This window comes from Polynucleobacter sp. KF022 (genome assembly GCF_027924105.1).
In the GTDB taxonomy this organism is placed as follows: domain Bacteria; phylum Pseudomonadota; class Gammaproteobacteria; order Burkholderiales; family Burkholderiaceae; genus Polynucleobacter.
Genome location: NZ_AP026972.1, coordinates 1,543,824 through 1,567,839 on the forward strand (window position 1 = coordinate 1,543,824; position 24,016 = coordinate 1,567,839).

General features: G+C 46.8%; 25 protein-coding genes. 13 read left to right on the top strand and 12 right to left on the bottom strand.

Going from position 1 to position 24,016, the window contains the following annotated elements:
• Positions 1-63: 63 nt before the first annotated feature.
• Genes PKF022_RS08020 through purN form a run of 3 tightly spaced genes read right to left on the bottom strand, consistent with a single transcriptional unit; the run spans position 64 to position 3,471 of the window.
• On the bottom strand, positions 64-1,257 hold the full coding sequence (locus tag PKF022_RS08020; protein ID WP_281776517.1) for an acyl-CoA desaturase: 1,194 nt from the start codon (positions 1,255-1,257) through the stop codon (positions 64-66).
• A gap of 28 nt (positions 1,258-1,285) precedes the next feature.
• Positions 1,286-2,845 (bottom strand): RsmB/NOP family class I SAM-dependent RNA methyltransferase, encoded by a 1,560-nt coding sequence (locus PKF022_RS08025; protein WP_281776518.1) that lies wholly within the window; start codon positions 2,843-2,845, stop codon positions 1,286-1,288.
• Entirely contained in the window at positions 2,842-3,471 is a 630-nt protein-coding gene (purN, locus tag PKF022_RS08030) for a phosphoribosylglycinamide formyltransferase (RefSeq protein WP_281776519.1), read from the bottom strand. The genes PKF022_RS08025 and purN overlap by 4 nt, the downstream gene beginning before the upstream one ends.
• Positions 3,472-3,510: 39 nt before the next feature.
• On the opposite strand from purN, the gene PKF022_RS08035 reads away from it, so the two are divergent.
• From PKF022_RS08035 to PKF022_RS08060, 6 genes are read left to right on the top strand one after another with little or no spacing between them, the layout of a single operon-like run.
• Entirely contained in the window at positions 3,511-4,461 is a 951-nt protein-coding gene (locus PKF022_RS08035; protein WP_281776520.1) for a bifunctional riboflavin kinase/FAD synthetase, read from the top strand.
• Positions 4,454-7,315 (top strand): isoleucine--tRNA ligase, encoded by a 2,862-nt coding sequence (gene ileS, locus PKF022_RS08040; protein ID WP_281776521.1) that lies wholly within the window; start codon positions 4,454-4,456, stop codon positions 7,313-7,315. The genes PKF022_RS08035 and ileS overlap by 8 nt, the downstream gene beginning before the upstream one ends.
• An 11-nt stretch (positions 7,316-7,326) precedes the next feature.
• Positions 7,327-7,818, top strand: a complete 492-nt coding sequence (gene lspA / locus PKF022_RS08045) for a signal peptidase II (protein ID WP_216230800.1) — start codon at positions 7,327-7,329, stop codon at positions 7,816-7,818.
• A 9-nt stretch (positions 7,819-7,827) separates the two neighbouring features.
• Positions 7,828-9,039 (top strand): bifunctional phosphopantothenoylcysteine decarboxylase/phosphopantothenate--cysteine ligase CoaBC, encoded by a 1,212-nt coding sequence (gene coaBC, locus PKF022_RS08050; protein ID WP_281776522.1) that lies wholly within the window; start codon positions 7,828-7,830, stop codon positions 9,037-9,039.
• 47 nt (positions 9,040-9,086) lie between these two features.
• Positions 9,087-9,536: a dUTP diphosphatase gene (dut, locus tag PKF022_RS08055; protein ID WP_068320832.1), complete on the top strand. Its 450-nt coding sequence runs from the start codon at positions 9,087-9,089 to the stop codon at positions 9,534-9,536.
• A 4-nt stretch (positions 9,537-9,540) separates the two neighbouring features.
• Complete coding sequence (locus tag PKF022_RS08060) at positions 9,541-10,086, top strand: nucleoside deaminase (protein WP_281776523.1); 546 nt, start codon at positions 9,541-9,543, stop codon at positions 10,084-10,086.
• 57 nt (positions 10,087-10,143) lie between these two features.
• Here PKF022_RS08060 and PKF022_RS08065 read toward each other — a convergent pair whose 3' ends face one another.
• The 3 genes from PKF022_RS08065 to clpS are packed head-to-tail and all read right to left on the bottom strand — an operon-like array spanning position 10,144 to position 13,067.
• Positions 10,144-10,377, bottom strand: coding sequence for a hypothetical protein (locus PKF022_RS08065; RefSeq protein ID WP_068320954.1), 234 nt, complete (start codon positions 10,375-10,377; stop codon positions 10,144-10,146).
• Between the two features lie 39 nt (positions 10,378-10,416).
• A complete protein-coding gene (gene clpA, locus PKF022_RS08070; protein ID WP_281776524.1) occupies positions 10,417-12,723 on the bottom strand; it encodes an ATP-dependent Clp protease ATP-binding subunit ClpA in 2,307 nt (768 codons plus the stop codon).
• The gene (gene clpS, locus PKF022_RS08075) at positions 12,720-13,067 is read right to left on the bottom strand and encodes an ATP-dependent Clp protease adapter ClpS (protein WP_255532681.1); all 348 of its coding nucleotides are present in this window, start codon (positions 13,065-13,067) and stop codon (positions 12,720-12,722) included. Before clpS ends, clpA begins: the two co-directional genes overlap by 4 nt.
• Positions 13,068-13,352: 285 nt before the next feature.
• Between clpS and PKF022_RS08080 the strand changes: the two genes are divergently transcribed.
• Both PKF022_RS08080 and PKF022_RS08085 read left to right on the top strand, forming a co-directional pair.
• Complete coding sequence (locus PKF022_RS08080; RefSeq protein WP_011903586.1) at positions 13,353-13,556, top strand: cold-shock protein; 204 nt, start codon at positions 13,353-13,355, stop codon at positions 13,554-13,556.
• 84 nt (positions 13,557-13,640) lie between these two features.
• Complete coding sequence (locus PKF022_RS08085) at positions 13,641-14,093, top strand: DUF192 domain-containing protein (RefSeq protein WP_281776525.1); 453 nt, start codon at positions 13,641-13,643, stop codon at positions 14,091-14,093.
• Positions 14,094-14,157: 64 nt separating this feature from the next.
• Here the strand turns inward: PKF022_RS08085 and PKF022_RS08090 are convergent, their stop codons facing one another.
• From PKF022_RS08090 to argF, 3 genes are all read right to left on the bottom strand, one after another.
• Positions 14,158-14,463, bottom strand: coding sequence for a pyrimidine/purine nucleoside phosphorylase (locus PKF022_RS08090; protein ID WP_216230806.1), 306 nt, complete (start codon positions 14,461-14,463; stop codon positions 14,158-14,160).
• 54 nt (positions 14,464-14,517) lie between these two features.
• The gene (locus PKF022_RS08095) at positions 14,518-15,750 is read right to left on the bottom strand and encodes an argininosuccinate synthase (protein ID WP_215347616.1); all 1,233 of its coding nucleotides are present in this window, start codon (positions 15,748-15,750) and stop codon (positions 14,518-14,520) included.
• A 101-nt stretch (positions 15,751-15,851) separates the two neighbouring features.
• On the bottom strand, positions 15,852-16,799 hold the full coding sequence (argF, locus tag PKF022_RS08100) for an ornithine carbamoyltransferase (RefSeq protein ID WP_216230808.1): 948 nt from the start codon (positions 16,797-16,799) through the stop codon (positions 15,852-15,854).
• A gap of 152 nt (positions 16,800-16,951) precedes the next feature.
• On the opposite strand from argF, the gene PKF022_RS08105 reads away from it, so the two are divergent.
• Positions 16,952-17,266 (top strand): DUF3579 domain-containing protein, encoded by a 315-nt coding sequence (locus PKF022_RS08105; RefSeq protein WP_281776526.1) that lies wholly within the window; start codon positions 16,952-16,954, stop codon positions 17,264-17,266.
• A 73-nt stretch (positions 17,267-17,339) separates the two neighbouring features.
• Here the strand turns inward: PKF022_RS08105 and rpsT are convergent, their stop codons facing one another.
• Positions 17,340-17,606, bottom strand: a complete 267-nt coding sequence (gene rpsT, locus PKF022_RS08110) for a 30S ribosomal protein S20 (RefSeq protein ID WP_281776527.1) — start codon at positions 17,604-17,606, stop codon at positions 17,340-17,342.
• 151 nt (positions 17,607-17,757) lie between these two features.
• On the opposite strand from rpsT, the gene murJ reads away from it, so the two are divergent.
• Both murJ and PKF022_RS08120 read left to right on the top strand, forming a co-directional pair.
• Positions 17,758-19,311, top strand: a complete 1,554-nt coding sequence (murJ, locus tag PKF022_RS08115; RefSeq protein ID WP_281776528.1) for a murein biosynthesis integral membrane protein MurJ — start codon at positions 17,758-17,760, stop codon at positions 19,309-19,311.
• Between the two features lie 5 nt (positions 19,312-19,316).
• Complete coding sequence (locus tag PKF022_RS08120) at positions 19,317-20,159, top strand: tetratricopeptide repeat protein (RefSeq protein ID WP_281776529.1); 843 nt, start codon at positions 19,317-19,319, stop codon at positions 20,157-20,159.
• An 8-nt stretch (positions 20,160-20,167) separates the two neighbouring features.
• Here the strand turns inward: PKF022_RS08120 and PKF022_RS08125 are convergent, their stop codons facing one another.
• A complete protein-coding gene (locus PKF022_RS08125; protein WP_216230811.1) occupies positions 20,168-20,812 on the bottom strand; it encodes a VTT domain-containing protein in 645 nt (214 codons plus the stop codon).
• 58 nt (positions 20,813-20,870) lie between these two features.
• Between PKF022_RS08125 and miaA the strand changes: the two genes are divergently transcribed.
• Positions 20,871-21,875, top strand: a complete 1,005-nt coding sequence (gene miaA / locus PKF022_RS08130) for a tRNA (adenosine(37)-N6)-dimethylallyltransferase MiaA (protein WP_281776530.1) — start codon at positions 20,871-20,873, stop codon at positions 21,873-21,875.
• 17 nt (positions 21,876-21,892) lie between these two features.
• On the opposite strand, the gene purM is transcribed toward miaA, so the two are convergent.
• Positions 21,893-22,945 carry a phosphoribosylformylglycinamidine cyclo-ligase gene (purM, locus tag PKF022_RS08135; protein ID WP_281776531.1) on the bottom strand — a complete coding sequence of 351 codons (1,053 nt, stop codon included), beginning with the start codon at positions 22,943-22,945 and terminating at the stop codon, positions 21,893-21,895.
• A 73-nt stretch (positions 22,946-23,018) separates the two neighbouring features.
• Here purM and PKF022_RS08140 point away from each other — a divergent pair, with 73 nt between their 5' ends.
• Entirely contained in the window at positions 23,019-24,008 is a 990-nt protein-coding gene (locus PKF022_RS08140; RefSeq protein WP_281776532.1) for an AI-2E family transporter, read from the top strand.
• Positions 24,009-24,016 lie beyond the last annotated feature (8 nt).

Sequence of the window (24,016 nt, forward strand, 5' to 3'; positions counted from 1 at the left end):
TTACTGCTTCAGCAAATAAAAAACCCGCTACATCAGCGGGTTTTTTATTGTCTACAAATTCACTTAAGCATAACGACGCAATCTCAAAGAGAACTCACGTAAGCTAGTTAAGCCACTCTCTTCTGCATGCTGACACCAAGCGTGCAACTGAGAAAGTAATTGCTCTTTGGTAGATGAAGAGCGACTCCAGATAGCTTGCAACTCACGACGCATTTCAATCATCTTACGCAATTGGGCGTTGCTTGCCATTAACTCTTCCAGCTTTAATTTCTCTCGCTCAGTTAAACGAGACTCATCTTTAGCCAGCCAGATGCGAGCATCACTTAAGTGTGCCGCTAAGACCTGCATGTGTTGAACTTCATTGCTAAAGAAACTACGCAATGTCTTGCTATAGCGAGCCATGATTTCATAGCGATTTGCAATGATTGCTTCGAGCGTATGTTGGTCGGCAGGACGCAAATCACTCAGCACCGGTTTAGGGGGAGTCTTTTTCACGGTCGCTAAACCAACAGCACTCATGATCTGGATATACATCCAACCGATGTCGAACTCGTACCATTTATTCGATAGCTTTGCGCTGGTTGCAAAAGTGTGATGATTGTTGTGCAGTTCTTCACCGCCAATCAGAATTCCCCAGGGAACAATATTTGTGGAGGCATCTTCGCAATCGAAGTTGCGATAGCCCCAGTAGTGACCAATGCCATTAATCACACCAGCAGCAGTGATTGGAATCCACAACATTTGGACTGCCCAAACTGTTAGGCCGATCGCGCCAAATAAAAATACATCGACGATGAGCATGATCGCAACGCCCTGCCAAGAAAACTTAGAGTAGATATTGCGCTCAATCCAGTCATTTGGAGTGCCATGCCCAAACTTATCGAGAGTCTCTTGATTGGCGGCTTCTTTTTTATACAACTCGGCACCACGAGAAAGTACTGTGTTGATTCCCAAAACCTGAGGGCTATGTGGATCATCTACAGTTTCACATTTCGCATGATGCTTACGATGAATCGCAGCCCACTCTTTGGTCACCATACCGGTTGTTAACCAGAGCCATAAACGGAAGAAATGAGAAGCAATAGGGTGAAGATCTAAAGCACGGTGTGCTTGGCAACGGTGCAAGAAAATAGTGACAGCAGCAATCGTGATGTGAGTGGCTATCAGGGTGAAAACAACGATCTTCCACCAAGACCAATCCAAATATCCATTGGCAAGCCAGTGGAGGAATAAATCAAAACCTGAAACTGTATTCAAAAGGGATTCCCTAAAGAGGTCTAAACCCTTATTTTAGTTCTTTAGGAGCCTTCTTGGTTTTGACCTTAGTCTCTTTTTGCTCGTCTTTTTCGGATTCAGGGGTTGGGACAGCGGCTTTCTTTTGGAAAACTGCACCAAAAAAGCCGTCTGTTCCATGAATATGTGGCCATAGCTGCCACCATGGGTTGTCTGGGCTGCACCCTAAAGGCAATTTTTCCTTTGGAAACAATGACTTAAGAACTTCTGCAGCAGGAACGACCTCAAATTGCGGGTGTTTTGCCAGAAAATCCTCAGCAATCGCCTGATTCTCTTGAGGCAATAGGCTGCAGGTTGCATAAACTAGGCGTCCACCTGGCTTTAATAGTCGGGCAGCCGAGTGCAATATGCTCATTTGCTTTTGATTTAATTCCAAAACGCCCTCTGGGGTTTGGCGCCATTTCAAATCCGGATTTCTTCGTAGAGTACCCATGCCACTGCAAGGGGCATCTACTAGAACCCTATCAATCTTTCCGGCAAGGCGCTTGATCTTGGCGTCATTCTCACTATCAATCCACACTGGATGCACGTTAGAAAGGCCGCTACGGGCTTGTCTTGGCTTCAAGTTCGCCAAACGGCGCTCGGATGTATCTAAAGCGTACAAGCGCCCTGTAGAGCGCATGATGGCTCCAATTGCCAAAGTCTTACCCCCAGCACCAGCGCAAAAGTCCACAACCATTTCACCGCGCTTTGGTGCAAGCAGATAAGCCAAGAGTTGACTGCCTTCATCTTGCACTTCAAACATGCCTGCTTTAAACCCAGCTGTATTCTGCAATGCAGGCTTACCCATAATGCGCACACCATCGGGCGCATACGGTGTTGGAATTGCTTGATAGCGCCCACCCAATGCATTCATCTGCGCGAGCAATTCCTCGCGATTGGTTTTCATAGTATTCGCACGCAAATCTAACAGCGCTGAATGCATTAAAGATTGCGCAAGTTCTTCACGAGCATCTTCACCAGGATATTTACCAAACGCATCCCACAACCACTCAGGCAAATTATTACGAACGAGAGGATTTAAAGCAGCAGGATCAACTGTTGCAAAACGTTGCAACCATTCATACTCACCCGCTTTTAATACATGGGCTAAATCGGCAATAGCGCTCTCAGCACGGTTGGCAGAACCCAAACCGCCTTCAGACAAAGCGGACAGCAAACCTAATAGGGCTAAGCGTCTAGCCTGCGAGCCTTCACCGCTTGAGGCAAATTGTGAGAACTCATTTTTACGACGCAGAATCGCAAATGCACTTTCCGCAATCAAAGCACGGTCACGATTTCCAAGCTGTTTCTCTTCTCTGAAATAACGACTGACTACTCGGTCGGCCGGCTGCTCAAAACTGAGCAGCTCTGGAAGCAAGCGCTCCAGATGAATTGCATGTTGTGGCAATGCTTTTGCATTGGAAAAATTCTTTTGGCCTTCAGGCGCAATTAAATTACCGCTGGCATTGCGACGCTCAGGGCGACGCAATGGATCTTTCGATTTCGCTGCGTAACTTTTGTGGGGCGCTAGTCTGCTACCAGATCTGCGGGGTGGACGTTCTGCACTCATAATTTAAAAAATTGCGACTCCGGGGGTTGTAACTTCACTTGATTACCTTCAATTCGCAATCGTCCATCAAGGAACCATTTTACGGCCCGCGGGTAAATTTGATGCTCAGCAGTCAAAACTCGAGCTGCCAAGGTATCTGCATTGTCCCCCTCAAGCACTGGAACTGAGGCCTGACAAATAATCGGCCCCTCATCTACGCCCTCATTCACAAAGTGGACAGTAGCGCCATGCTCCTTGACTCCAGCCTCTAAGGCCCGCTCATGGGTATGTAAACCTGGGAAGGCGGGCAGCAGGGCTGGGTGGATATTGATTAAGCGACCCTCAAAATGACGGATAAATCCAGGGGTCAAAATTCTCATAAATCCGGCAAGAACCACTAAATCCGCCCCCAAGGCATCGATCTGCTGAATGAGGGCTGCATCGAAAGACTCACGGGTAGCGTGTTCTTTGTGCTCGATTGCAAATGCTGGGATGCCCTGCGAGCGAGCAAAATCAAGGCCCTTAGCCGCTGAGTGATTCGCTATTACCCCGGCAAAAGTGACTGGCCATTGCTCTTTTTGAGCGGTTTTGACGATGGCCTCGAAATTAGATCCGCGGCCCGAGATTAAGGTAACGATAGAAGGCATGCCCACAATATAATTGATGGCTACCCTGAAAGCGATTTTGTGAACGTATTCCGTGGCCCCACCCAGTTTTCTGCAGGACCTGCTTGTGCCCTAACCATCGGTAATTTCGATGGCGTGCACAGGGGTCATCGCGCCCTGCTCAAGGAACTTGTCGATGGCGCCAAGAATCGAGGCTTGGTCAGCTGCGTCATGACCTTTGAGCCGCATCCAAAAGAATTTTTCTCCCCAGAACAAGCACCACCCCGCATTCTGAATTTACGTGACAAATTGGCAGCGCTTGCTGATCTCGGAATTGATCGGGTGGTTGTTGAGCATTTCAATGCCGCTTTTGCAAAGCTCACCCCAGAAGAATTTGTTTCTGAAATTATTGTTAAACGCCTGAATGCCAAATGGATTTTGATTGGCGATGATTTTTGCTACGGCGCAAAACGCGCAGGCAACTTTGCCAGCTTAAAAGCTGCTGGTGAAAATTATGGTTTTGAAGTGTCTAGCATTCAAACGATTCAAGAAGATGGTGAGCGTATTTCTAGCTCCGCTCTACGTGCCGCCCTTGCAAGTGGCGATATGCAGCTTGCTGAAAAATTATTGGGTCGCCCCTACGGAATCTCTGGTCACGTTATTCATGGTCAACAGCTCGGTCGTCAATTAGGGTTTCCAACTTTAAACTTAGCTGTTGCCAATCACTTGCATCATCGCAAACCAGCAACAACAGGAATCTTCACTGCACAAGTTTTAGGCCTGGGTGATAAACCTCTGCCAGCAGTGGCTAGCCTAGGCGTCAGGCCCACAGTGGAAGATGAAGGCAGAGTATTGCTAGAGACTCATATCTTTGATTACAACGCGGATGTATACGGAAAAATCATTACCGTAGAACTCTTAGAAAAAATCCGCGATGAGGCGAAGTACCCAGACCTCGAAACCCTTACACAAGCGATTGCAGCAGATGCAGCGCATGCCAGAAATTATTTCCAGAAAAAAGCTTATGTCTGAAAAAGAAAACTCTTATCCCGTCAATCTATTAGATACCTCCTTTCCAATGCGAGGAGATCTAGCTAAGCGCGAACCACAGTGGGTAGCTGGCTGGCAAAAAAATAGGCTCTACGAAAAAATTCGTGCGGCCCACGCCAATCAACCGAAGTTCATCTTGCATGATGGCCCTCCATATGCAAACGGCGATATTCATATTGGTCATGCTGTTAATAAGATTCTGAAAGACATGATCGTGAAATCTCGCTGGCTCATGGGATTTGATTCTGTATATGTGCCGGGCTGGGATTGCCACGGTATGCCAATTGAAATTCAGATAGAAAAAGAGTTTGGTAAGAATCTACCAACTGCAGAGGTTCAATCCAAAGCTCGTGCATATGCTCATGTTCAAGTAGAGAAACAAAAGAAAGATTTTGAACGTTTAGGCGTTCTGGGAGATTGGAATAACCCCTATCTCACCATGAACTTCCGCAATGAGGCAGATGAAATCCGCGCTCTTGGGAAGATCTGGGAAAAGGGCTATGTCTTCCGTGGATTAAAGCCGGTGAACTGGTGTTTTGATTGCGGCTCTGCACTCGCAGAGGCTGAAGTGGAATATCAAGATAAAACTGATCCAACGGTTGATGTTGGCTTTGCATTTGATGATGCACAACGTCCACAACTAGCAAAAGCCTTTGGACTTAGTGAGCTACCTAATAAGCCCGGTCAGATCGTTATTTGGACAACAACACCTTGGACAATTCCTGCCAACCAAGCAATGAATGTTCACCCAGAGCTCACTTATGCGCTGGTCGATGTTGGGGATAAATTATTAATCCTCGCAAAAGATCGCGTTGAAACTTGTTTGCAAGACTATGGCCTTGAAGGCAAAGTGATCGCTACTTGTCAAGGCGTTCAGTTAGCAAATATTTCTTTCTGGCACCCATTAGCACCTTTGCATGAAGGCTACAAGCGCCTATCCCCAATCTATACAGCTGAATATGTCACACTCGATACGGGTACCGGCATTGTTCACTCCGCACCCGCATACGGCGAGGAAGACTTTAAATCCTGCAAAGCCAATAAGCTTGCTGACAAAGATATCCTGAATCCTGTCATGGGTAATGGTGTGTATGCATCTTGGTTGCCGCTATTTGCAAATGAATATATTTGGAAAGCGAACCCCAAGATTGTTGAAGCCATGCGTGAAGCAGGTAGTCTCTTACGCGATAAAACGTATACGCACTCATACATGCATTGCTGGCGCCATAAGTCTCCCATTATTTATCGCGCTACCTCACAGTGGTTTGCGAGCATGGATAAGAAACCCTCTGATGGCAAAGCCAGCTTGCGTGAGACTGCACTAGCAGGTATTGAGAACACTGAGTTCTTCCCTGCCTGGGGCAAGCAACGCTTAAACAGCATGATTGCTAATCGTCCTGACTGGACTTTGTCACGTCAGCGCCAATGGGGCGTACCAATGGCTTTCTTTGTACACAAGGAAAGTGGTGAGCCACATCCGCGTACCGTTGAACTACTTGAAGAAATCGCTAAGCGTGTAGAAAAAGAAGGTATAGAAGCTTGGCAGAAACTAGAAGTTGCCGAGTTATTGGGTGAAGAAGCGGCTCAATACGAAAAAAACCGTGACACCTTAGACGTTTGGTTTGATTCCGGCACAACGCATTGGCATGTCATTCGTGGCTCACACCGTGATGAGCTGTTAACTACTGACGCTGAAACACCAAATGGTCGCTTAGCTGACTTATACCTCGAAGGCTCAGACCAACATCGTGGCTGGTTCCACTCCTCTTTGCTTACTGGCGCCATGCTCGATGGCAAACCGCCATACAAAGCGCTCTTGACTCACGGCTTCACTGTGGATGGTCAAGGACGCAAGATGAGTAAGTCTGTGGGCAATGTGATCGCACCTCAACAAGTAGCGGATAAGCTTGGTGCAGAAATTATTCGTCTTTGGGTGGCTTCTACCGACTACTCAGGCGAGATGACCATTTCAGATGAAATTCTGAAACGCGTGACTGAGAGCTATCGTCGCATTCGAAATACCTTACGCTTCTTGTTGGCTAACCTGTCAGATTTTGATCCTAGCAAGCACACCATGCCTGCAGGCCAATGGCTCGAGATTGACCGCTATGCTGTTGCGCTTGCTAATGCATTGCAGAATGATGTGGAAGCCCATTACAAGGCATATGAATTCCAGCCTGCAGTTGCACGCATGCTGACTTTCTGCTCTGAAGACTTAGGTGGCTTCTACTTAGATATTCTGAAGGATCGTCTCTACACCAGCGCGCCAGACTCCCCTGATCGCCGTGCAGCGCAGAACGCTCTATTCCATATCACTCGCAATCTCTTGAAGTGGCTATCTCCATTCCTCTCCTTCACTGCAGAAGAAGCCTGGAAAGACTTCCCACATGGCTCAGGAAGCAAGCCTGCTGAATCCATCTTTATGGAAGAGTTTGGCCAGTTCCCAGAAATTGCTCATGCCGATGAATTACTCGCCAAATGGAGTCGCATTCGCGAAATTCGCTCCGAGGTCACAAAAGCAATTGAAGTGGAACGGGAGGCTGGTAATGTCGGCTCATCCCTGCAGGCTGAATTGACAATCAAAGTTGGTGATGTTGACTTTGCAATACTGCATTCTCTTGAAGATGACTTACGCTTTGTCACTATCACCTCTAGCGCCAATATTGAACTGAGCAATGAAGGCTTAGAGGTATTGGTGCGCGGCAGCCAGTATAAAAAGTGTGGTCGTTGCTGGCATCACACCAAAGACGTAGGAAGCAGCGCTGATCATCCAGAATTATGTGGTCGCTGTATTAGCAACCTATTTGGCGATGGCGATCACCGCCTCTTTGCTTAAGATCTATTCATATGAAAAGCCTTGCTCTTCTTCGCTATCTTGCAATCGCCGTTATCGTGCTCTTGCTGGATCAATTGAGCAAGTGGTCGGCGCTAAGTAATTTACAAATGGGTGTACCTGAACCAGTTCTGCCTTTTATGAACTGGCTACTACTCTTTAATCCAGGCGCAGCGTTTTCATTTCTAGCAGAGGGTTCAGGCTGGCAACGCTGGTTTTTTACCATTCTTGGTTTAGCGGCATCGATTTACATTATTTGGCTGCTATATCAAAGCCAAAGCGACAAACTGCTTTGCATAGCCCTGAGCCTCATCTTGGGCGGAGCCTTAGGCAACGTCCTAGATCGGGTCATGTATGGGGCTGTAGTGGACTTTATTGACCTGTATTACGCTAATTGGCATTGGCCAGCATTCAATATCGCTGATAGTGCTATCTGTATTGGTGCCGCCCTCATCATATGGGGCGAATTACGCAAGTCATTTGGCAAATCCCCTCAATCCCATTAAGCTGGTGCCATGCAATCACTTTTAAATAAGAAGATCGTTCTCGGAATCTCTGGCGGTATTGCAGCCTATAAGGCTCCAGAGCTTGCACGCCAATTAATGCAAGAAGGCGCATCAGTACAAGTTGTGATGACTGAAGCCGCGCAACAATTTGTAACGCCAGTGACCATGCAAGCGCTCACTGGTAATCCGGTGTATCTGAGTCAATGGGATAGCACCATTCCCAATAATATGGCTCACATTGAGTTATCACGTTCAGCAGATGCGATTTTGATTGCGCCAGCTAGTGCTGATCTAATGGCCAAGCTTTCTTTGGGTTTGGCTGACGACTTATTAACTACTCTATGCCTCGCGAGAGATTGCCCGCTTCTGCTAACCCCCGCAATGAATAAGCAGATGTGGGATCATGCAGCAACCCAAAGAAGCGCGCAAAGACTGGCGGCCGATGGCGTTACCTTGTTGGGACCAGCCAGTGGCTTTCAGGCGTGCGGTGAAGTCGGTATGGGTCGCATGCTCGAGCCTGTAGAAATTACCGAACAAGTCATTGCCTTCTTCCAGAAAAAATCTTTAGCTGGTAAAAAAGTATTGATTACTGCTGGCCCTACTTTTGAAGCGATTGATCCAGTACGTGGCATTACTAATCACAGCTCAGGAAAGATGGGTTTTGCAATTGCAAGGGCCGCTGTTGAGGCTGGTGCTCAAGTGCACCTTATTGCTGGCCCCTGCGATCTCGAGACGCCACTATTGGCAACGGGTCAAATTATCCGCACTAACGTAGTTAGCGCAAAAGAAATGCATGCGGCCACAATCAATGCAAATGACTGCGATGTCTTCTTTGCAGTCGCCGCTGTTGCTGACTGGGGAATCGCAAAACCAGCCAAAGAGAAAATAAAACGTCAAGGCAATCAAGCGCCAAACCTAGAGTTTGTAGCAAACCCTGACATTCTGCTAGATGTTGCCAAATCGGTGAAGAGCAAGAGTGGCAAGCCTTACCCTTATTGCGTTGGCTTTGCTGCCGAATCAAATGACCTAGAGAAGCATGCTGATGAAAAGCGTATGCGTAAAGGCGTCCCCATGATTGTCGGTAATATTGGCCCAGATACTTTTGGCAGCGACCTCAATCAATTAATTGTTATTGACGCTAGTGGCAGCAAGAAAATTGCCAAAGCAGAAAAACTGCAATTAGCACGCCAACTCATTCAGTTAGTTGCCAAGAAAATTTAAGTAGCACCCCCACTTTTTTACTTACATTCCCCGTTTTAGGAAATTCCATGCAATCCCTCCAAGTCAAAATTCTCGATGAACGTATGCGCGACCAATTGCCAACCTATGGCACACCCGGTAGCGCTGGACTCGATCTGCGCGCTTGCATTGATGAGGCAATCGAAATTGCCCCAGGTCAAACCGTTCTTGTACCAACTGGCTTGGCAATATATGTAGAAGATCCAGGCTACGCAGCCTTCATTCTCCCGCGCTCAGGCTTAGGTCATAAACACGGCATCGTACTAGGCAACCTAGTGGGCCTAATCGATTCTGACTACCAGGGTCAACTGATGGTGAGCACCTGGAATCGCGGATCAACCCCATTCAAATTGGAGCCGATGGAGCGCTTAGCTCAATTGGTGGTGATGCCGGTGCAACAGGTGGAACTTAAAGTAGTGGAAGAGTTCACTGAAAGCAGTCGTGGTGCTGGCGGCTTTGGAAGTACCGGCAGAGCTTAATCACATGAATCGCCGTGGCGCATTAATTTGTTTATGTGGCATTGGCTTAGCTGGCCTCACACGAGGCGCACTAGCAAAGGCCGATCTTTCTTCAATTCCAATGAGGAGTCATGAAGTTGCAATGCGTGCCGCGATCGCTATGGCAGCACAAAATCAAGCCTACCCATTTGGGGCCGTCATTACTGATGCGAAGACTGGCGCGATACTTGCTAAAGGCGTTAATCAAACTTTTGACAATCCACTGCTCCACGGTGAAATATCTTGCATCAACAATTACATCGCTCAGAACGGTAATAAAAATTGGGCGGATATAGTTTTATACACAACCGGAGAGCCTTGCCCTATGTGCATGAGCGCCCTTATCTGGGCAGGTATTGGTGGCGTTGCCTTCGGAAGCTCAGCTGCCACAATTAAAAAATCAGGCATTGATATTTTTACCTTTAGTGCTAAAGACATCAATCAAGGAAACGGCTTTAGCCAGACGCAATTACTGGGCGGCATTCTTGAGCCAGAATGTAATGCATTATTTCTTAACCGAAAACGGTCTTAAGTAAATTATTCAATAAGAAAGCCACCCGTAGGTGGCTTTCTTTTAAGCATCAATTGCTTACTTGCGAATATGCGCTTTACGAGCTGCATCTTGCGACATGCCTGCACCAGCACCTTCACGAGATTCTTTTTCAGCAGTAATTTCTTTGCGGCGCTCTTTGCATGAGCCTGCAATTTCTTGCAGTGCTTTGCGAGCACGTGCAGCAGAAGCTTTAATGCCTTTACCTTGAAACTTTTCATTTTCAGCTTTATAAGTTTCAAAAGCTTCTAGTAATTTATCGTGATGAGACATATTTTCCTTTTTTGGTTTTGTATTTATTAAATTGGTTAATTAAATTTCTTCAGCCGGTGCTACATCAGCTTTAGTGCGCTTTCCTGGTAATACTGGTGCATCAAAGTTCAGCAGAACCTTGCCATCAGAATCAATATCTACATCCACATGCCCGCCTTGAGCCAACTTGCCAAAAAGCAATTCATCGGCAAGCGCTTTACGCACAGTATCCTGAATAATGCGCTGCATTGGGCGAGCACCCATTAACGGATCGAAGCCATGCTTAGCCAAATGTGCACGCAACGCTGGGCTGAAAGTCGCGTCTACCTTCTTCTCATGCAACTGCTCTTCAAGCTGCATCAAGAACTTGTCAACAACGCGCATGATGATGGACTCATCGAGCGCCTTGAAGGAAACGATGGCATCCAAACGATTACGGAACTCTGGTGTAAAGAACTTCTTGATATCCGCCATCTCGTCACCAGACTCGCGGGCATTAGTAAAGCCGATGGTAGATTTCTGCATCGCCTCAGCACCAGCATTGGTTGTCATGATGATGATCACATTACGGAAGTCTGTCTTACGACCATTGTTATCCGTCAGAGTTCCATGATCCATTACCTGCAAGAGGATATTAAAGATATCAGGATGAGCTTTCTCAATTTCATCAAGCAAGAGAACGCAATGGGGCTTCTTATTGACAGCCTCAGTTAGTAAACCGCCTTGATCAAAGCCAACATAACCTGGGGGCGCACCAATCAAGCGACTTACTGCATGGCGCTCCATGTACTCAGACATATCAAAGCGCAGCAGCTCAATACCAAGGATGTAAGCGAGCTGTTTAGCCACCTCGGTCTTACCAACCCCAGTAGGGCCAGAGAACAAAAATGATCCAATTGGGCGGTCGATCTTTCCAAGACCTGCGCGCGTCATCTTAATGGCGCTAGCTAAGGCCTCGATTGCAGGGTCTTGACCAAACACTACGCTCTTAATGTCGCGATCCAATGTCTGCAGCTTGCTGCGGTCATCCACAGTAACTGACTGTGGCGGTATGCGCGCAATCTTCGCCACGATCTCTTCGATCTCCGGACGACCAATCGTTTTCTTCTGCTTGGACTTTGGCAAGATACGCTGCGCTGCTCCGGCTTCATCGATGACATCAATCGCTTTGTCCGGCAAATGACGATCATTGATGTAGCGAGCGGAAAGCTCTGCAGCAGCAACCAAAGCGCCAGCAGCATACTTCACGCTGTGATGCTCTTCAAATCGGGACTTCAACCCGCGCAGAATTTGTACAGTTTGATCTACGGTTGGCTCTACTACATCTACCTTTTGGAAGCGACGTGATAGGGCAGCATCTTTTTCAAAAATACCGCGGTACTCAGTAAAGGTGGTTGCGCCGATACATTTGAGCTGGCCATTAGACAGTGCGGGCTTTAATAAATTACTTGCATCCAGAGTTCCGCCAGATGCCGCGCCTGCGCCGATCAGCGTATGAATCTCATCGATAAACAAAACACCGTGGGCATGATCTCTAAGAGACTTGAGAACGCTCTTCAATCGCTGCTCAAAATCACCACGATATTTAGTGCCCGCTAAGAGCGCGCCCATATCTAAGGAGTAAACCGTTGCATTGGCCAAAATATCAGGGACATCACCCTTCACAATTCTCCAAGCCAATCCCTCAGCAATCGCTGTTTTGCCTACACCAGCCTCACCAACCAACAATGGGTTGTTCTTACGGCGACGGCATAAGACCTGAATGACGCGCTCCACCTCGCTCTCGCGCCCAATCAATGGGTCAATCTTGCCTTGACGAGCCATCACATTGAGATTCTGCGTGTACTGCTCTAGAGGGCTTTCTTTGCCAGAGGAACCAGCATCCTCAGTCTCCTGAGAGGGCTCAGCCGGTTTTACATGTTCAGACTGATCCTTACGCACGCCATGACTAATGAAGTTCACTACGTCTAATCTTGTAACACCTTGCTGTTGCAAGAAATACACCGCGTGCGAATCTTTTTCACCAAAGATGGCAACTAATACATTTGCACCAGTCACTTCTTTCTTGCCATTAGATGTGGACTGCACATGCATGATGGCGCGCTGAATAACACGCTGAAAACCTAATGTAGGTTGCGTATCCACCTCATCATTGCCGGGCACGACAGGCGTGTTGTCATTGATAAAGTTTTTGAGTTGCGCGCGTAGCTCTGCAATATTGACTGCACAAGCCTTTAAAACCTCAACAGCAGTGGCGTTATCTAATAAGGCCGCCAGCAAATGCTCGACCGTAATGAACTCATGTCGCGATGCCCTTGCGTCAACAAACGCCATGTGCAAACTCACTTCTAATTCTTGGGCAATCATGCTTCCTCCATAGTGCACTGTAGTGGATGACCCGCTTCACGGGAGAGTTCAATTACTTGATGCACTTTCGTGGCAGCGACATCGCGGGTAAATACTCCGCAAACGCCCTTACCTACTAAATGCACTTGCAACATGATGCGTGTAGCTGTTTCATGATCTTTATTAAAATACTCCTGAATCACCATCACCACAAATTCCATTGGCGTGTAGTCATCATTCAATAGTAAAACTTTATACATCGAAGGCGCTTTAACTTGCTCGACCTGCTTTTCGAGAAGAATGGTGTCTTCAATATATGGATTACTGGGGTTACCAGTAGTGGGATTTTTTGGTGCGCGACTCATGAGAAACATTCTAAACACAGATATTGAAACTTTAATTTCCTAGGGTCTTGTTGCGAAAACCACGCAAAAACCCCTCTTAAACCCATATTGGGGCATTTTTCGATAAAAAAAGGGGTATTAACTGGGGGGTAGGGGCATATAACTCCTTGACACCCCTCCAAAAAGGGCAAACAATCAGGGGGTAGGCTTCAAGAGAGGTTCTATTTAGGCGTGTTGTGGATTGAGACTGATTAAAAAGTATTTACCCTCATCACGGTTGTTTTAAGTTTATGTAATGGAGTTCGCATGGCGACCGGAATTGTTAAGTGGTTCAATGATGCAAAAGGTTTTGGCTTTATCAAACCTGATGATGGTGAAGAAGAGTTGTTCGCGCATTTCAGCGCAATTACTATGCCTGGGTTCAAAACCCTTAAGGAAAACCAAAAGGTAACGTTTGACATTACCCAAGGCCCTAAAGGCAAGCAAGCTACCAATATCCAAGCGGCTTAATAGTCCTTAGATCATTATTAAAAACCCAGGATTCGTTCCTGGGTTTTTTTTCGTCTGCAATTTGCCTCACTTAAAATGCACAACATGCCTATTCCAAAAAACAACTTCATCAAACTATTTACCGCGCTCATTTTCTTTTGTTCTAGCTTTGCGTTAGCTCAAGTCAACACAGGCCTGCCCACTATTGAACTCAAGGCTGGCATATACCGCATTCAGGCTGAGTTAGCCGATACTCCTAAGGCAAGAGAAGTGGGGCTAATGAACCGCACTAGCATGCCAACCAATTCTGGAATGCTGTTTGTGTTTGAACAAAAAGCAGGTCATTGTTTCTGGATGAACAACACCAAGATCCCACTATCTATTGCATTCATTGCGGATGATGGAAAGATTGTGAACATTGAAGAGATGCAAGCAGAGACAACCAATAACCACTGCCCTAAAGCAGCAGTGCGTTTCGCATTAGAAATGAATAAACAGTGGTTCTCAGAAAGAGTGATTGTGCCGGGAACGATAGTGACTGGCTTGCCGAAGAGGTAAAGGTAATAGTGGGTAATAAAAAACGCAGACCGAGGTCTGCGTTTTGTTTTTCGGCAATGCTTATTTATTCAAAGTGACAAACATAGTGCACAGGTTGCTCAGCACGAATAATGAAATAACCGCCTTTTTCCACTTCCCAGCTTTGGCCCGCCTTGAACTCTTGCTCAGGAGCGCCATTGATACTGACAAAAGCGGTGCCATCAACCACTTCCATCACCTCTTTAGTGCTTAAGTCAAAGCGCAAAGTGCTTGGCAATACAACGCCAACTGACTTGCGCACACCATTTGGCAATGTCACGGTATGAGAAACACATTTACCATCGAAAAATACATTGGCTTTTTTGCCGACTGAAACTTGATCAAATTGCATGCTGATTCTTTCTATTCTGTTTAGCTCTAATCGTTTATTTGAATTTGCTTTTCGTTATTTCTTAGCGCGCTTGCGCTTTGCTGTTTCAGCAATACGCATACGCAAGGCATTAAGCTTGATAAAGCCGCCAGCATCCGCCTGGTTATATGCGCCGCCATCATCATCAAAAGTCGCAATATTTTGATCAAACAAGGTATTGGCTGAATCACGCGAGATCACAGATACAGAACCTTTGTAAAGTTTCAAGCGAACAACGCCATTGACAGCTTGTTGAGTATGGTCAATCAAGGTTTGCAAAGCTAAGCGCTCTGGCGCCCACCACAAGCCGTTATAAATCAAGCTCGCATAGCGTGGCATCAAATCGTCCTTCAAGTGAGCTACCTCACGATCCAGGGTGATACTTTCAATGCCGCGATGGGCCTTGAGAAGAATGGTGCCGCCAGGAGTTTCGTAGCAGCCACGACTCTTCATGCCTACAAAACGGTTTTCCACCAAATCCAAACGACCGATGCCGTGCATGCCACCAATACGGTTTAATTCAGCAAGCAATTCATGTGGCTTATACGCTTTGCCATTAATTGCTACAGGATCACCCGCTTTAAATTCAATTTCAATAATTTCTGGGGCATCTGGCGCTTTCTCAGGAGAAACCGTCCAACGCCACATAGATTCTTCCGCTTCAGCATTTGGGTTTTCTAGATGACGGCCTTCATAGCTGATATGTAATAAGTTGGCATCCATAGAGTATGGGGAGCCACCTTGCTTATGTTTCATCTCGACTGGAATGCCATGCTTTTCAGCATAGGCCATTAACTTCTCGCGCGAGAGAAGATCCCATTCGCGCCAAGGAGCAATCACTTTAATTCCTGGCTCTAAGGCGTAGTAGCCCAACTCAAAACGTACTTGGTCATTACCTTTACCAGTAGCGCCGTGAGATACAGAATCAGCGCCCGTTAAACGAGCGATTTCAATTTGACGTTTTGCGATCAATGGGCGGGCAATTGAAGTGCCTAATAAATATTCACCTTCGTAAATCGTATTTGCACGGAACATTGGAAAAACAAAGTCGCGCACAAACTCTTCACGCAAGTCATCGATAAAAATATTTTCTGGCTTGATGCCAAATTGCAAAGCCTTGGCACGTGCCGGCTCCAGTTCTTCGCCCTGACCCAAGTCAGCCGTAAAGGTAACAATCTCACAGCCGTAGGTATCTTGAAGCCATTTCAAAATCACGCTGGTATCTAGGCCACCGGAATACGCTAAGACTGCTTTTTTAATATCGGACATTTTTTTATTCAATCAAAAATTAACTAAAACTTACTGAGACAACACCGAGACAAATTACTTCATATTTTATTGCTTACGTTTTTTTACTTATGCTTTATTGCTTAATCCAAACGACCGCAGAGCAGATACTCCATCAATGCCTTTTGGACATGCAGACGATTTTCTGCCTCTTCCCACACAATACTTTGCGGGCCGTCAATGACTCCAGCCGAAACCTCTTCGCCACGATGGGCTGGCAAGCAGTGCATAAATAAAGCATCTGGCTTAGCTAAAGACATTAACTCCTCATCCACCATCCAGTCTTGGAAAGCATTCATGCGGGATGTGTTTTCATCTTCGTAACCCATGCTGGTCCAAACATCGGTAGAAACGAGATCGGCATCTTTACAGGCATCTTTAGGATCAGCGCAAATCGTTAAATGCTTTGCTGCGTTCGGTGTCAAGCGCGCTGGATCCAGCTGATAACCATCAGGTGCAGAGAAGCGCAATTGAAAATCCAAGCACTCAGCAGCCTGCAACCAGGTGTAGGCCATGTTGTTAGCATCACCCACCCAAGCCACGGTTTTTCCTTGAATTGGCCCACGCGCTTCAACAAAGGTAAAGATGTCAGCCAAAACTTGGCATGGATGAAATTCATTTGTGAGGCCGTTAATGACTGGAACGCGCGAATTCGAGGCAAAGCGCTCAATAATCTCCTGACCAAAGGTACGAATCATGATGATGTCAGTCATTCGTGAAATGACCTGCGCAGCGTCCTCTACAGGCTCGCCACGACCTAACTGAGTATCGCGGGTGTTCAGGTATACGGCATGCCCACCAAGCTGGTGAATACCCGCCTCAAAAGACAGGCGTGTACGGGTGGAATGCTTCTCAAAAATCATCGCCAAGGTTCGGTCATGCAGTGGGTGCCAAGTTTCATAACTTTTGAACTTAGCTTTGAGCCATGCGGAACGCTTGAGCAAATAGTCGTATTCCTCACGAGTGAGGTCAGAAAACTGCAGGTAGTGCTTTACCTGACCGGGCACTTGCGGCTTTGCCAAGGATGTCATAGTTGAGCTTTCTACTAAAGTTTTGGCTTGCATTTTTTTCTTCAAACATTCGGCTGCACGAAAATAGTTCCTAAAGTCATATTACGGCCAACTCAGGCTGTTAAGCTAGAGGGCTTAGTAATACTATTTTCTACAACCATCATTACGCGAACTTGAACCACAAAAAGCTTTTCATTCAAGGCATTACCACTTCTGGCAAACCATTTCGGCCCAGCGATTGGGCGGAGCGTCTGTGCGGGGTGATGGCTACTTTTCGCCCTCCCGGTGACTCCGGGGACCCTCGCTTCACTTATTCGCCCTACGTCAGACCAGTGCTTATTGCTAAAGTGAAATGCGTTGTTATTGATACCAGACTGGGGGACCTAGATCCTAGAGCACTAGACTTTGTCGTGAACTTTGCCAAAGACAATAGCCTACCGATCGAAGAGGCATGTGAATTCAACCCAGCAGCCCCGACCCAGCCTTAAAAACAAAAACCCGCTCTGATGAGGAGCGGGCTTAGGTCGAAACTACTTCGACCAGCCTAAAACTAAAACTGTATTACGCTGCCATCGCCTTGATGGCTGCAGACAAACGTGACTTCTGACGAGCAGCAGTATTTTTGTGAGCGATCTTTTTGTCAGCAATCTTGTCGATTGTTGCTTGAGTCGCTACGAATACTTTTGCAGCAGCTGCTTTGTCACCAGTTTCAATCGCTTTACGAACTGCCTTGATGGAAGTGCGGAGCTTTGAACGCAAACTGGAGTTATGTTCGTTTTGTTTTACTGCTTGGCGTGCACGCTTGCGCGCTTGTGCTGTATTGGCCATCTTTAAACCTTGCCTCTATAAATTGCAAAATGCGATTAGTTAAAAATCTTGCGGACTTGCCAGATTCATAAGCAAGCTCGCCAAAACCCAAGATTTTACCTTAAAGGGGCAAAAAAGCACAGTCGACCAATAAATAGGTGAAAATCGGCTCATGAATCTGCTTTCTGCCGCTGCCAAGGTTAGCTCCCTGACCATGCTGTCCCGAATTACGGGCCTACTTCGGGAAACCCTGATTGCCCGTAGTTTCGGGGCTTCCGAGTGGACAGACGCCTTTAATGTGGCTTTTCGGCTACCCAATCTACTGCGCCGGCTATTTGCTGAAGGGGCCTTTTCCCAGGCTTTTGTGCCAATTTTGGGGGAAATTTCTACAAATGAGGACCAAAACAAGGCCAAAATCCTCATTAATGCGGTCGCCACGCTCTTATTTTGGGCTTTGCTCCTCACGGTATTGCTAGGCGTAATTGGCGCCCCATTGCTCATTTTGGTCATTGCTACAGGCTTTAAAGGGGGCCAGGCTTATGACGCTAGCGTTGTCATGACCCGCATCATGTTCCCTTATATTGGGCTGATTTCCATGGTCTCACTCTCAGCGGGCATTCTGAACACCTATCACCGGTTCGCAATTCCGGCTTTTACCCCTGTTTTGCTGAATCTCGCTTTAATCGGTAGCGCCATCTTTTTGGCACCACATTTAGATCAACCTATTTATGCCTTAAGCATTGGTGTCTTATGCGGTGGCGTTTTGCAATTGGCCATTCAGGTTCCGGCACTCTCTCGTATTGGGCTTTTACCTCGCATTGGTTTGCTGCCTGGGGCGATCAAAGCAGCCTTCTCTAATCCGGATGCAAGACGCGTACTCAAGCTAATGGGGCCCGCAGTATTTGCTGTATCAGTTGCGCAAATCTCCCTCATCATTAATACCAATATCGCTTCACGCTTACAAGCAGGTAGCGTGTCATGGCTCTCCTATGCAGACCGTTTAATGGAATTTCCAACCGCACTATTGGGTGTAGCCCTTGGCACAGTTCTGTTACCCAGCCTCAGCAAAGCGAATGCCAAAAACGATCTAGTGCACGCCGGTGAACTTTTGATTTGGGGCTTGCAGCTTACCTTCCTGCTAGCAGCGCCTGCAGCAATTGCTCTATTTATTTTTGGCGAACCTTTGGCTGCAGTTTTGTATCACTACGGCAAATTCAATGCGCTGGATGTATTGATGACGCAACGTGCACTCGCGGCGTATGGCGTCGGACTCATTGGCTTAATCCTGGTCAAGATTTTGGCGCCTGGTTTTTATTCGCGCCAAGACATCCGAACACCCGTCAAAATTGGACTGCTTGTTTTGGTAGCAACCCAATTAGCTAATCTGGTTTTTGTTCCCTGGTTTGGCCATGCAGGACTTGCACTTTCAGTTGGGATGGGCGCCTGCCTGAACGCCGCCCTACTTTGGATTGGCCTACATCGCCGCGGAGCCCTTCCTAGTTCAGCCTGGACTAAATACCTGGGACAACTGCTATTTGCCCTTATTCCCTTCGCAGCAGTACTTTTTTACGCTGCAGGCGCACACAATTGGATCGCCCTGCAGGCTGAACCGTGGCTACGCATTGGTCTATTGGCTGCATGGTTAGCTGCTGCAGCAATTGTTTACTTTGCATCTCTGGGCTTAGTTGGAATTCGCTGGCAAAAATTCTTGCGTCATGCAAAATAGGATTTATGCCAACACAACAACTCGACTATTTCACCTCCTTAGTTGCCGAAGACGAACACTTCCCTTTAACTGAGGCCGCAATTGCTGTTGCACAGCATGCTTATCCCGATTTGGATGTACAAGGGGTGCTAGATAAGCTCGATCAATTGGGTAATAAATTAAAGTCACGCGTCACACCCGATACATCACCGATTCAGCGCCTACAAATTCTGAAGCATTTCTTTTATACCGAGCTGGGTTTTGGGCCCAATCCCAATGATTTTTATGCGCCCGAAAATTCGTACTTGCATTACGTACTCGAAAATCGTCGAGGGATTCCAATCTCATTAGCCATTCTCATGATGGAGTTAGGAAATCAAATTGGTTTAAAGATTCGAGGGGTTTCATTTCCGAATCACTTCATGATACGTATTTCCCTGCAACAAGGCGAAGTGATTATGGACCCCTTAACCGGCGAATCCCTCTCAAAAACTCAACTACAAGAAATGTTAGATCCTTATTTGGATGCCAAAGGATATCGAGGCGAGCTCAGTCTCCCGCTCAACATCTTCCTGCGTGCATCTAGTTCTAGAGAAATTCTGTCGCGCTACCTAAGAAACCTGAAAATGATTTACTCAGAGCATGAGCGCTGGGAACGTCTACTGGGAATTCAAGAGCGGCTGGTGATTCTGCTTCCAGACTCTGTCGAAGAGATTCGTGACCGCGGCTTAATCTTTGCTCAGCTGGAGTATTTGCGTCCAGCCTTGGAGGATATGCATCGTTATCTCAGCGAAGCTCCTGAAGCTGAAGATGCAAACGATATTCGCGAGCATATTGCTACGCTCGAAAGCCAAACCAAACTACATTAAGAAAACATTTAGTTTTTCTTGCGCTGAAAAATTTTATAGAGTGCAGCCAGTACCACTGGTATCGCTGCCGCACCAATACCGATCAATACAATCACATTCAGGTTTTGGCGAATCACCGGAATATTTCCAAAGAAATAACCAGCGATCACCAAGCTAAATACCCAAAGTAAAGCACCAGTAATATTAAATAGCTGAAAGCGTGAGAAATTCATTTCTGAAACGCCAGCAACAAACGGTGCAAAGGTTCTGATGATGGGTAAAAAACGCGCCACAATGATGGTCTTGCCACCATGCTTTTCATAAAAAGCGTGTGTTTTTAATAACGCGCCCTGGTCAATCCAGCGAGATCGACTACTAAAGACCCTTTTACCAATCCAGCGACCAATGAAATAGTTCACGGTATTGCCCGCAATGGCTGCAATTAATAAGCCGATACATAAAGTCCAAATATTGAAATGCTCAGTAGCGCAATAAGCACCAGCAATAAATAAGAGTGAATCGCCAGGTAGAAATGGCGCAATCACTAAACCCGTCTCTGCAAAAACAATCGCAAATAATAGGCCGTAAGCCCATGGACCATATTGCTGAATGACCACATCAAGATGTTTATCAATATGCAGCAATAAATCGCCTAATTGCAAAAGGGTATCCATTCACTCGCTCTCTAATTTATGGGTTGTTGCGGATATTAACAGGCTCTTATAATCAGGTATGCCAACTGAACCTTACATTCAGCCTATGCATGCCCCAAACAAAACCCCGATTCTTTGCATTGTTGGGCCAACTGGTGCAGGCAAAACCCATCTCGCCATGTCTTTGGCTGAGTATGCCAAATCCATTGGTTTAACGATTGAACTCATCAGCATGGATTCTGCGCTAGTCTATCGAGGTTTAGATATCGGTAGTGCTAAACCCACCAAGGCTGAACAAGCAGCGGTGATTCACCATCTAATTGACATCATCGACCCAACTGAAGTCTATTCTGCGGCTCGCTTTGCCAAGGATGCAAATCGTCTCTGCGACGAAATTCGTGAGCGCGGAAATATTCCTGTGGTTGTTGGGGGAACAATGCTGTATTGGCGTGCTTGGGCACATGGTCTTTCCTCGCTGCCGCCAGCCAATCCAGAAATTCGCGCCCGCTTAGATGAAGAGGGAAAAACTATCGGCTGGCCTGCTATGCATGACAAGCTAGCAACAGTCGATCCCAACACTGCAGCCCGCTTGAAACCCAATGACTCTCAACGTGTTCAACGTGCGCTAGAAGTTTTTGAAATTACAGGCAAGCCCATGTCAGAACTGCTGGCTGACTCACCAAGTGAAGATGGTAGAGAAGGCTCCGCAATTCCATCATGGATTGATTTAGTTTCACTAGAGCCTAGCGATCGCAAACGATTGCATCTCAATTTAGAAAAACGCTTTGATGAAATGCTCACTGCTGGATTTATAGATGAAGTCAAAGCTCTACATGCCAATCCTGGATTACATGCTGATCTTCCGGCAATACGATCTGTCGGCTATCGCCAAGCATGGGAATTTCTGAATGGCGAAATTGATGCTGAACAAATGCGTTATAAGGCATTTGCAGCAACCAGGCAGCTAGGGAAGCGTCAGCTTACTTGGCTACGCGCGATTGAGGGAAGAAAAACATTTGACCCCTTCAACCCCGAGGAAATGAAGGCGGCCGTAGACTACTGCAAGAAAAACCTAAAGAAGTAAGTGGGCAGTAATTGCTCTTAAATAACAATCGTTTGCGGAGCATCTTTTGGACGCTCAACTACTTCACCTACCGTCCAAGCTTTTAGACCTTGCGCAGTCAATGACTTGATCGCAGCATCCGCTTGATCAGGAGCAACAATAACCACCATGCCGATGCCACAGTTAAATACGCGTACCATTTCTGCATCAGCAACGCCGCCCTTCATTTGTAACCAACGGAAGAGCTCTGGCATTTGCCAACTGTCGCGATGCAAAATAGCTTGAGTATTTTCTGGTAGCACACGCGGTACGTTATCAACCAAACCACCTCCAGTAATGTGGGCCATACCTTTTACATTAATTTCAGAAATTAACTTCAGGAGGGGCTTCACATAAATTTCAGTAGGCGCCATCACTACATCACCCAATGGGCGACCACCTAAATCATCGCTTGGCTTTGCGCCAGCGCGCTCAATAATTTTGCGTACCAATGAGTAACCATTGGAGTGAGCACCACTAGATCCAATTGCTAATACAACGTCACCTGGAACAATCGTCGCACCAGTAATGATTTTGGATTTTTCAACTGCGCCCACTGCAAATCCAGCGAGGTCGTATTCACCTGGTGGATACATGCCCGGCATTTCTGCGGTCTCTCCACCAATCAATGCGCAACCTGATAATTCGCAACCTTTAGCAATACCGCCCACAACCGTTGCTGCCGTATCGACAGTCAACTTGCCGCAAGCAAAATAATCTAAGAAAAAGAGGGGTTCAGCACCCTGGACAAGAATGTCATTCACACTCATGGCCACCAAGTCTTGACCAATGGTTTCATGACGATTCCATTCAAAAGCCAGCCTGAGCTTAGTGCCTACGCCATCTGTGCCTGACACTAATACCGGCTCTTTATAGCGCTTAGGCACCTCAAACAGCGCTCCAAAGCCGCCAATTCCAGCCAATACACCCTCGCGCATGGTCTTTTTGGCCAACGGCTTAATCCGATCAACTAAAGCGTCCCCAGCGTCAATATCAACGCCAGCGTCACGGTAAGAAAGGCCATTTGAGGAGGAATTAGTAGGTGAAGTCATATCGGAGCCGGAATATTAGTCAAAAATGCTACTTCGTCAGTAGAATCATTGAATTCTAGAGGATTGAAGCAAGATGGCCGAAATTTTTACCCCTTTTCTCACTGCATTCATTCTGGCGTACGCCCTACGCCCTGTTTGCCTGTGGCTTGAGCAGCATCGCCTGCCTCGCGCGCTAGCCGCTGCGACCAGCATGCTGATAGGGCTTTGTCTCGTTTTTTTCATCTTGAGCCTTTTAATCAGCCTTCTCAAGTATGAAATTCCTCTCATTAAGGCCCAACTACCTGATTGGATTGCCAATACTCAAGCCTGGCTGGGCCCAAAACTCAGTGATTTGCACATTAATCCCGACTGGGGAACCCTCAAAACCAGTGCTGCACAAAAAATCACCGAACACATTAATGACAATGCCGACAGCTTGATGACTTCTGTCGTCAGCACCGTACTGATGTCCGGCAGCTCAGTCATTGCAGGCTTTGTAAATGCAGTGCTGATCATTTTTGTAATGTTCTATTTACTAATGGACTGGAACCACTTTTTCAGTCTCATTAAAGGATTAGTTCCTGTGCGTGCACAAGAAACAGTTCATCACTTAGCCATGCATACCGATGGATTACTTTCGCAATACTTGCGCGGTATGTTGATTGTTATTTCTATCATGGCGATTTATTACAGTGCGGGCTTGAGCTTCATTGGCGTAAAAGGTGCGGCAGCACTTGGTGTATTTACTGCACTCATGATTGTGATCCCGTATATCGGCATCACCGTAGGCCTTACGCTTGCAGTTTTATCAGCGCTTCTCCAATTTGGTCCAGGCACTGAAATTGTTGGGGTGCTGATCTTGTTTGGCATCGGGCAATTTTTAGAAGGCTTTTTCTTAACGCCCCGCTTAGTGGGTGAGCGCATTGGCTTGCACCCAGTTGCAGTCTTGTTTGCCTTGCTGTTGTTCGGCAAGCTCTTTGGCTTCTTTGGTGTCTTGCTGGCATTACCTATCAGCGCTGTCAGCTTAGTCCTAGTGAAGTATCTCTGGTCTATCTATACGCAAAGCTCTTGGTATCAAAAATAAGTTTGGTA

Excerpts from the sequence above, each read along its gene's own strand:
- PKF022_RS08025 (WP_281776518.1), bottom strand. The coding sequence starts at position 2,845 with ATGAGTGCAGAACGTCCACCCCGCAGATCTGGTAGCAGACTAGCGCCC.
- purN (WP_281776519.1), bottom strand. The coding sequence starts at position 3,471 with ATGCCTTCTATCGTTACCTTAATCTCGGGCCGCGGATCTAATTTCGAG.
- ileS (WP_281776521.1), top strand. The coding sequence starts at position 4,454 with ATGTCTGAAAAAGAAAACTCTTATCCCGTCAATCTATTAGATACCTCC.
- lspA (WP_216230800.1), top strand. The coding sequence starts at position 7,327 with ATGAAAAGCCTTGCTCTTCTTCGCTATCTTGCAATCGCCGTTATCGTG.
- coaBC (WP_281776522.1), top strand. The coding sequence starts at position 7,828 with ATGCAATCACTTTTAAATAAGAAGATCGTTCTCGGAATCTCTGGCGGT.
- dut (WP_068320832.1), top strand. The coding sequence starts at position 9,087 with ATGCAATCCCTCCAAGTCAAAATTCTCGATGAACGTATGCGCGACCAA.
- PKF022_RS08060 (WP_281776523.1), top strand. The coding sequence starts at position 9,541 with ATGAATCGCCGTGGCGCATTAATTTGTTTATGTGGCATTGGCTTAGCT.
- PKF022_RS08065 (WP_068320954.1), bottom strand. The coding sequence starts at position 10,377 with ATGTCTCATCACGATAAATTACTAGAAGCTTTTGAAACTTATAAAGCT.
- clpA (WP_281776524.1), bottom strand. The coding sequence starts at position 12,723 with ATGATTGCCCAAGAATTAGAAGTGAGTTTGCACATGGCGTTTGTTGAC.
- clpS (WP_255532681.1), bottom strand. The coding sequence starts at position 13,067 with ATGAGTCGCGCACCAAAAAATCCCACTACTGGTAACCCCAGTAATCCA.
- PKF022_RS08080 (WP_011903586.1), top strand. The coding sequence starts at position 13,353 with ATGGCGACCGGAATTGTTAAGTGGTTCAATGATGCAAAAGGTTTTGGC.
- PKF022_RS08085 (WP_281776525.1), top strand. The coding sequence starts at position 13,641 with ATGCCTATTCCAAAAAACAACTTCATCAAACTATTTACCGCGCTCATT.
- PKF022_RS08090 (WP_216230806.1), bottom strand. The coding sequence starts at position 14,463 with ATGCAATTTGATCAAGTTTCAGTCGGCAAAAAAGCCAATGTATTTTTC.
- PKF022_RS08095 (WP_215347616.1), bottom strand. The coding sequence starts at position 15,750 with ATGTCCGATATTAAAAAAGCAGTCTTAGCGTATTCCGGTGGCCTAGAT.
- argF (WP_216230808.1), bottom strand. The coding sequence starts at position 16,799 with ATGACATCCTTGGCAAAGCCGCAAGTGCCCGGTCAGGTAAAGCACTAC.
- rpsT (WP_281776527.1), bottom strand. The coding sequence starts at position 17,606 with ATGGCCAATACAGCACAAGCGCGCAAGCGTGCACGCCAAGCAGTAAAA.
- murJ (WP_281776528.1), top strand. The coding sequence starts at position 17,758 with ATGAATCTGCTTTCTGCCGCTGCCAAGGTTAGCTCCCTGACCATGCTG.
- PKF022_RS08120 (WP_281776529.1), top strand. The coding sequence starts at position 19,317 with ATGCCAACACAACAACTCGACTATTTCACCTCCTTAGTTGCCGAAGAC.
- PKF022_RS08125 (WP_216230811.1), bottom strand. The coding sequence starts at position 20,812 with ATGGATACCCTTTTGCAATTAGGCGATTTATTGCTGCATATTGATAAA.
- miaA (WP_281776530.1), top strand. The coding sequence starts at position 20,871 with ATGCCAACTGAACCTTACATTCAGCCTATGCATGCCCCAAACAAAACC.
- purM (WP_281776531.1), bottom strand. The coding sequence starts at position 22,945 with ATGACTTCACCTACTAATTCCTCCTCAAATGGCCTTTCTTACCGTGAC.
- PKF022_RS08140 (WP_281776532.1), top strand. The coding sequence starts at position 23,019 with ATGGCCGAAATTTTTACCCCTTTTCTCACTGCATTCATTCTGGCGTAC.